The organism is Streptomyces sp. NPDC102437 (assembly GCF_044765565.1).
In the GTDB taxonomy this organism is placed as follows: domain Bacteria; phylum Actinomycetota; class Actinomycetes; order Streptomycetales; family Streptomycetaceae; genus Streptomyces.
Genome location: NZ_JBIWKI010000105.1, coordinates 1 through 7,249 on the forward strand (window position 1 = coordinate 1; position 7,249 = coordinate 7,249).

5 protein-coding genes and 3 pseudogenes are annotated in these 7,249 nt (G+C 69.0%); 4 read left to right on the top strand and 4 right to left on the bottom strand.

Features of this window, described 5'->3' with window-relative positions; genetic code table 11:
* The first annotated feature begins 212 nt into the window (after positions 1–212).
* Positions 213–668: a DUF5959 family protein gene (locus ACIRJP_RS41590; RefSeq protein ID WP_404186302.1), complete on the top strand. Its 456-nt coding sequence runs from the start codon at positions 213–215 to the stop codon at positions 666–668.
* Here the strand turns inward: ACIRJP_RS41590 and ACIRJP_RS41595 are convergent.
* A protein-coding gene (locus ACIRJP_RS41595) for an IS5 family transposase (protein ID WP_404186304.1) occupies positions 650–1,476 on the bottom strand; the annotation gives its coding sequence in 2 pieces (ribosomal slippage) (positions 650–1,147 and positions 1,150–1,476; 825 coding nt in all). The two genes, ACIRJP_RS41590 and ACIRJP_RS41595, sit on opposite strands and share 19 nt — an antisense overlap.
* Positions 1,477–1,542: 66 nt before the next feature.
* A complete protein-coding gene (locus ACIRJP_RS41600; protein ID WP_404186306.1) occupies positions 1,543–2,265 on the bottom strand; it encodes a GNAT family N-acetyltransferase in 723 nt (240 codons plus the stop codon).
* A gap of 920 nt (positions 2,266–3,185) precedes the next feature.
* Between ACIRJP_RS41600 and ACIRJP_RS41605 the strand changes: the two are divergent.
* The 3 genes and pseudogenes from ACIRJP_RS41605 to ACIRJP_RS41615 form a co-directional block, all read left to right on the top strand.
* Positions 3,186–3,530 (top strand): annotated as a pseudogene (locus ACIRJP_RS41605) (ArsR family transcriptional regulator); the annotation flags it as partial.
* 128 nt (positions 3,531–3,658) lie between these two features.
* Positions 3,659–5,086: a hypothetical protein gene (locus tag ACIRJP_RS41610; RefSeq protein ID WP_404186308.1), complete on the top strand. Its 1,428-nt coding sequence runs from the start codon at positions 3,659–3,661 to the stop codon at positions 5,084–5,086.
* 324 nt (positions 5,087–5,410) lie between these two features.
* On the top strand, positions 5,411–6,283 hold the full coding sequence (locus ACIRJP_RS41615; protein ID WP_404186310.1) for a universal stress protein: 873 nt from the start codon (positions 5,411–5,413) through the stop codon (positions 6,281–6,283).
* Here ACIRJP_RS41615 and ACIRJP_RS41620 read toward each other — a convergent pair.
* Both ACIRJP_RS41620 and ACIRJP_RS41625 read right to left on the bottom strand, forming a co-directional pair.
* Positions 6,243–6,702: pseudogene (locus ACIRJP_RS41620) on the bottom strand (transposase); the annotation flags it as partial. The gene ACIRJP_RS41615 and the pseudogene ACIRJP_RS41620 sit on opposite strands and share 41 nt — an antisense overlap.
* 443 nt (positions 6,703–7,145) lie before the next feature.
* Positions 7,146–7,249: pseudogene (locus ACIRJP_RS41625) on the bottom strand (IS5/IS1182 family transposase); the annotation flags it as partial.

The window sequence follows — 7,249 nt, forward strand, 5'->3', positions numbered from 1 at the left end:
CTCCTCACGAAACGCCCGACGCTCAGCGGTCAGGCCCCCACCCTCCGGATACCTCATCCCACCGGCATACCGCAGGGATCATGAACCGTCACTCCACGACGACAACACGAAAACCTCAGTAACAGAATGAGGCAGAGGGAATCTGGTTGTGGCCGAGACTCCGGTTCCACACCATGAGCCTTAACGGGTGAAGGCGGACAGAACAGGGGTACATGGTGGAACTGATCAGTCTCTCGGATGGTGACAACACCTTCCAGGTGCACGTGTTGGGGCGTCGGTCGCCGGGCTTGCTGCATCTTCACGACCAGCTCGACGCAGAGGCCGTGATCACAAGCAGCTTTGTCAGTGGTCGTCTGGCCATGTCTCTGTCCCCTTCCGACCTGGAGACATGGTCTCGGGCCCTGGATCTACTTGCTGCAGGGCAGGACATCTGCTGGAGGGACGAGGCCCACAGCCCCGCGATCAGGATCCAGCCGCACAACGAAGAGCATGAGACTCCCGCCGTCCACGTGGAGGATCCGAGCAGTTCGTGCGTGTCTGTGTTTCTTCCGATGAACCTCGAAGAGGGGTGGATCGACGAGCAGCGCAGGCTGCTTTGGCGAGTGCTGAAGCAGTGGCCGAGCGAGGTCCTCGAGCCTTCGCCGGGCGTCTATGAATGGCGGCGCTGAACTGCTGGCAGGCGTCGCCAGCAGATGAGTGCGCATCCCAGGGTGAGGAAGGCCTCGTGGATGTCGTCGCGGATCTCCCAGCGGATCCGCAGGCGGCGGAACCAGTGCAGGTGGGCGAAGGCGCGCTCGACAACCCAACGTTGAGTGCCGAGACCGGAACCGTGCTCGGTTCCGCGTCGTGCGATCAGTGGCTTCACGCCGAGCGCGCGGACGAGACGGCGGTACTTGTCGTGGTCGTAGCCTCGGTCCCCGAGCACGACATCGGGGCGGCGCCGAGGCCGACCGCGCTTGCCCCGCACGGGCGGCACTGCCTGGAGCAGCGGGATGAGCTGGGTGACGTCGTTGCGGTTGCCACCGGTCAGGGTGACGGCGAGCGGGATGCCGGTGGCATCGGTGATCAGGTGGTGCTTGCTGCCCGTCCTGCCCCGGTCCACAGGGCTTCGTCCCGTCTTGGGGCCCCTTTTAACGCCCGGATGTGGGAGCCGTCGACCGCCGCCCGGGAGAAGTCCAGGGCGTCCGCACTGCGGAGCTTGGCCAAGAGCGCTTCATGGAGCCGAGGCCACACGCCGGCCTCGGTCCACTCGGCCAGGCGCCGCCAGCACGTCATGCCCGAACCGAAGCCGAGCTCCTGCGGCAAGTGTTCCCAGGCCATCCCGGTATGCAGCACGAACAGGATGCCCTGAAACACCAAGCGGTCCGGATGCCGCTTCCGTCCAGGATGCCGGGCCCGACGCTCGACCTTGGGCAGCAGCGGCTCGATCACCGCCCACAGCTCGTCTTCGACTTCCCACGGCTTCGGCCGAGCCACTCCGCACCCCGATTCAACGCTCCCGGAGTGATCCAACCACCTCGAAGATCATTTCGTTAGGAGTTCTTAAGCGATCTCAATGCTGAGCTGGGAGCCCAGCTCCTCGAAGCCCAACGCAGCCGCAACACGCCGGGAGGCGGGCGGGCGCGCGCGCCACTGCGGCAGCAGCCCGACAGCAAGGGCATGAGCGACCGCTGCTGAGCCCGTCACCCGTGCCAGTCCTCGCCCGCGCGTTTGTGGCGCCGTCAGGACGCAGACATGGGCTGTCCGCCTCGGCCAGGCCCGATATCCCGCAGCGGCAACCACTTGGCCATGCTCGCGAACCACGAACGCGGGTGACGTAATCTCGTCCAGAGCAGCCTCACCAGCGTCCTCGTGACCAGCCACCTGCTCCAAGCTCCGCAAATCCGGATGATCGGCTGACAGTTGCTCCACGGTCAACGCGCCGGCTTCCTCCGGCCGAAAACCCGCTGGGGACACATATGACAGCGCCGCCGGCCCGAGCGCCCGAGCCACCGGAAGGGCCTCCCGGACCAAAGCGCTGTTTACGACGGCCTCTACCGGCAGTTTCCCCAGTGCCTCACGAACGATCACGGCGGCACTGTCACTCGGCGCGGTCACGATCGCGGATCCGCCCAGAGCTACCACTCCGACCCAGCCGGACGGGCACAGCCCGGACAGCGGGGAGACCACAACGTTCACGCCGCCCGGCGGGGCGAACGACACCGGCGCCCGGGCCAGTTCCTCCCAGAGCCCACGGGCTCGGGCCACCAACGGATCCATCGACATGACCTCGATCCTGCCAGCCGAAGCAAGCTGCTGAGCTGGGAATTAACGAGAGGCATCGGCGGCTGTGGCACGGCGGCACTCCATCGACGTCGTCGCGGGCGAACCGATCGACTGAGATCACATGAGACGGACAGATGCAGTCTGTCTCAACGAACCGAGTCCACGCGTCTCACGCAATCCAGTCCATGCAGGTCAGCGTCACGCAGACAACTGACTTCGATGAGACAGGACAAGGTCTATGAGACTCACAGGGCGTTTCCCCAGGTAGACGCACTGAGCTGCGAGGTTGTGAGGCGGAGCTGGAGCTCGCGCCGGTGCTTCCGCACGCCCTGGTGCCGCCCGCCGACCCGGAGGACGATGGAGTCGTGGGCGAGCAGCACGCGGACCAGGAGCACGGCGTCGAACCAGAGCGGCCGCCGCTGAGCGAGGCCCGCGCTCGGGAGATGACGGCCTGGCTGCGGGAGGCGATGGACGACGTCCGGCGCTCCGTGGTGGTGCTCGCCGCCCGGGTCCGCGACGCGCACGCCGCCCGCGTCTGGCTCCCGCTCGGGCACGCCTCGTGGGAGTCGTACTGCGGCGCAGAGTTCGGCATCAGCCGCGCCCAAGCGTGCCGGCTCCTCGACGTCGCCCGCTCCCTCACCGCGATCCACGGCGCTGTCGCGGCCGGCACCGAGATGTCTCGCGTGCGAGACACCGACCCGGCCGCCGCAGCCGCGCTCGGCTACGGCCTGTCCCAGCGCGCCCTGATCGGCGTCTCCAGCCACAGCAGCGACGTCGCGGAGCTGATCACGCGCCGACTCAACACGCTCGCCCACAGCGGCCTGCAGGCCCTCGACGCGGCCACGGTGCGCGCCGTGGTCCGCCAGGCCGTCCGCGACATCCGCACCGCGCCACCGCCGCCGCCCGCCGATCCGTCGGCGGACCCGACCATCGCCGCGGCTGAGCGAGAGCCCGAGGCCGCACTGGCCTACCAGCAGTCCGTCGCCGCCATCTACACCCTGCGCACGCAGCAGACCCTGAACGAGCTTCAGACGATGCCACGCGCATGGCGCAACACCTTCGACATGAGCGACTGGGCCCTGCGGCTCACGCCCGAGGAAGCCGCCGCCCTGTACCAGGAGCTGGCGGAAGTCGTCGCGCGCTACCGGCGGGACGCGCCGGAGACGGCGGCAAGTGCCCCCGAGGGAGCCGAACGGGTCGCCGTGATCACGCAGATCCTGCCCGAACTGGACGCGCCTGCCGCGTCGCAATCGAGCAGCTCATAGCGTCAGCGTCATACCGCTGACGCTTCTTTCATGAGCTCACCCAGGGGTGTGCGACGATCGTGAACGTGGCCAGACTCACCCCTCCTCCGTTCGGCGCTCCGCGCTTGCCGACGGGCCGAACGTCAGCCGTGTCCGTGATGCCGGCACTGCTGGACCGCTCGGTGGAGCAGATCGCGGAGGCCGCTGCAGACGTCCGCCGGTTCGACCGGGAAACGATTCGTGCGGCAGCGGATGTGTGGGACAACAACCTGTTTCCGCTGTTCTGGGCTGCAAGCACGTCCGACGCCGATGAACGCGAGCGCCGGGCGATGACGGCGCTGGAGTGGATGGCGGGCCTCGGAGAGCGGCGGCGCAGCTGGATGACCGAGCAGGCCGCGATCGCCGGCTACGACATCGGGTCGCTCCTACCGCCGGCCGAGCCGTACATCCCGGGCCGCGACTACCTCGGACACGTCATGGCACCACAGTCCCGACTCACCCGCCAGAGCGTGGACGATCTGGCCCCCGACTATGACCTGGCGACGGCGTCCGTCCGCCACCTCCAAGTAGAGCGTGCCGGTACTCGCCTGACTGCCTTCCTGCAGTTGGTCGCTGACCGCACGTTCGCCGTCGGGGAGGACGCGCCCTCGTCACCTGCCCTGCTGAACGTTTGGCTGGATGGCGTCACCGATGCCGTATTTGACCTCTCCCACACACGGGGCGTAATCCTGGACGCTGTTTCGCCGGAGACCGCGATATCCCTGGGCACGGGCGGCCGACTCCGCGCCACCGCCGGCGAGTATCGCCTTGACGACCGCTCATGGCACCTGTCAGCTGCCGGACGGCGTGCGGACGCCGTCACCCCGCCTCGCACCGGCCAACCGAGCCGCCTGCGCCAGCCCTCCGCCGAGGACTTGGGAACCGACGCCCGTGCCGCCGCGGTCCTTCTGCGCCACGCCATGTGGGAATTGCGTTCGGTGCGCTACGCCGACCACGCCGATCACGTCCCTGTCCTCGACCTGTGCCGGGCCTTCTCCCGAGCGGGCGAGGCGATCCTGGACGCGGGATCCCGACGCGGCTCCCGCCACCGCGAGGCAGCCTTCCGTAAAGCGATCCGAATCTGGGCCGACCAGGGCGGCCCGACACTGACCCGCTGGTTCGCGGGCATTCTCAAGGCGCGTGCCGGCCGCTCGGACCTCCTCGAGGTCCCGCAGACTCGCCAACGAACTCCCCACTCCCTCACCGACGGCCCACCCGCACCCGGTGTGCCCCCACAGGCCGCCCTCATCATGGCTTCCTGGACCGCGAGGCACATCGACTACCGCACGGAGCGTCCGGCCACCGCGCAGCTCCAGCTCGCCCTGCCGCCCCGGTCTGACGAGGACTCCTCGGCACCTTGGCGGCTGCGTACCGTCAGCTGCACCGAACCCGACGCCTTCCACCTGGACAACGCCGCGTTCCAGGGCCCCGGCCCACTTGCCCAGGAAGGGAAGCCCACTGCCGCCTGCAGCCTCGACCTGCACCAGGGAGCATTGCAGATCGCGGCCAGTGACGGCTGGAGCGCGTCGGTGAGTTGACCTCGCGGAGTCGTCACCTGTTTGAATCAGCTTCGTAGCGGTCCAGGCGCCGACGGAGGTCGAGGTTTTCTCCCTGGGCCACTTCGAGGGCCTTCCGCAACCGGGTCACCTCCTCGTGGTGGACCTGCTGCTGTCGGGTGAGGCGGGCGCTGAGTGCCCTGATTGCAGCCGAGGTCGAGGAGTCGCCCGGGCGGACCTCGCGCCGGCTCCCGCCCGTCGTAATCGAGGGTGTCCACGATCGCCTGTTCCCACGCCATCACCGTGACCGCCAGCGTAGTGAACAATGGCCGGGTACGAGCGGATCACGGCACAGGAGGCAGCGGCATGATGGGCCCGATCACGGCAGGGGTCGATGGGGCCGACGAGAGCCTCGCAGCGCTCGCCTGGGCGGCCCGGGAGGCCGTGCGGCGGGACACGGCGCTGAGGGTGGTGCACGCCTGGAAGCACCAGCCCGACACCGCGCCCGAGGTCGCCGGCCGTGACGCCCAGCTGGCTTGGGCACGCGAAGGCGTCGAGCGGGCCGTCGCGACCGTCGTCGAGCGGCACCCGCGACTGACCGTCACCACCGACGTCCTGGAGGGCCCCCCGGCGGAGACACTGCTCGCCGCCGCGGCGGAGGCGGAACTGCTGGTGCTCGGCTCGCGCGGACACGGCCCGGTCGTCGGGTTCCTGCTGGGCTCCGTCGGCCAGCAAGTGATCGCCGGGGCGACCCTCCCGGTCGTCCTGGTCCGCGCCGGCGACAAGCCCTCTGCGGAGGTCGCCGGGCACGAGATCGTCGTGGGTCAGTACGGCGAACCTGATGACAGCGCCACCGCGTTGCGGCTCGGCTTCGAGACGGCTGCGGCGCGCCACGCGAGCGTGCGGGTCGTACGGGCCTGGACGCTGCCGCCGGTGTTCGCCTACAGCCCCGCCTCGCGCAGCCTGCTCGAGGAGGCCGGCGGTATGGAGCCGTTCGAGAAGAAGGCACTCGCCGAGGCGGTGCAGCCGTGGCGGGATCGGTACCCGGACGTGCGGGTCGTCGAGCACGTGGAGATGGGCAGCGCCGGGCAGGTGCTGCTGTCGGTGGCTGGGCAGGCTCAGCTGATGGTCGTCGGCCGACGCGCCCACCGCACCGCCGTGGGGGCCCGGATCGGCTCCGTTGCGCACGGCGTCCTGCACCATGCCGACTGCCCGGTCGCCGTCGTCCCCCACGACTGACCGGGCCCTTCCTGCGCGGGTTCCGCCTCGGGCAGGGCCCTTGCGGCCTACCTGCGGGCAGCGGGAGAGAGTGCGCGTTCCGCCCGCGCCCGAGCGGCAGAGCGCACCGCGACCAGTCCAGCTCACCCCGGGCCCCGAGTCCGTCGAAGAACAACCCGATGGAGTCGGGCCCAGACCTGGTCCCGGCTCTACTGGGCGAAGCGCCGGTAGACCGTGGGCCAGACCGGCTCGAACACCGGCGGCAGCTGCCGCCAGGTACAGCCCGAGGTGGCCACGAAGATGATCGTGGCCAGAGCTTCACGGTCACTGGCCCGGCGTCGGCCCCCGCCCTGCGGACGCTTCACCTCAGTTGGCGGCACCACCTGCCGAAACAGCCCCCACAACTCCTTCGGCACCAACCGCTCAACCAGATCCGTCATGCCCGGCACGATCAGGTCATAAGAAAGGGCGGAAGGCGGCGTGGCGCTGTGACGTGCAGGTCGCGCCTGTACCGCGTTCTCGTCACGACGGCGGAGGGATTCTCGGGCTCGACGGCCAGGTGCCGGCGGGCCTTCACCCACGCACCGACCATGTCCTCGTCGCCGCCGCAGGCCCGGACGAAGGAAGCCAGGAGTTCCTCTCTGGGTAGCTCCGGCCGGTTCTGGCACCGGCGAGCGTGGTGCGTGGCAGCACGTCTCCCGCGCCGTTGGCCAGGCGCTCCAGCTGCCGGTAACTCAGATCCGCCCATAGACGTAACTGCCGCATTGCTGCAACGAACTGCGCGGGATCCGTCACATCCGGCGGCTGGGGTAAGCCGTCGTCTGCCTCCGCACCCCGGAGGTTTTGTCTGAGCTCCGTCACCTTCGGCAGCTTACTGATCGTTTCAGAATGGAGTTCGGAGTCGTCTCAAACAGATGATGCTGCAGGCGAGTTGGAGTAGGCCAAGGTGGAGGTCGGCGCGTATCTCGTAGCGGATCCGGAGCCGCT

Coding starts and splice junctions, on each gene's coding strand:
- ACIRJP_RS41590 (WP_404186302.1), top strand. CDS start 213: ATGGTGGAACTGATCAGTCTCTCGGATGGTGACAACACCTTCCAGGTG.
- ACIRJP_RS41615 (WP_404186310.1), top strand. CDS start 5,411: ATGATGGGCCCGATCACGGCAGGGGTCGATGGGGCCGACGAGAGCCTC.
- ACIRJP_RS41600 (WP_404186306.1), bottom strand. CDS start 2,265: ATGTCGATGGATCCGTTGGTGGCCCGAGCCCGTGGGCTCTGGGAGGAA.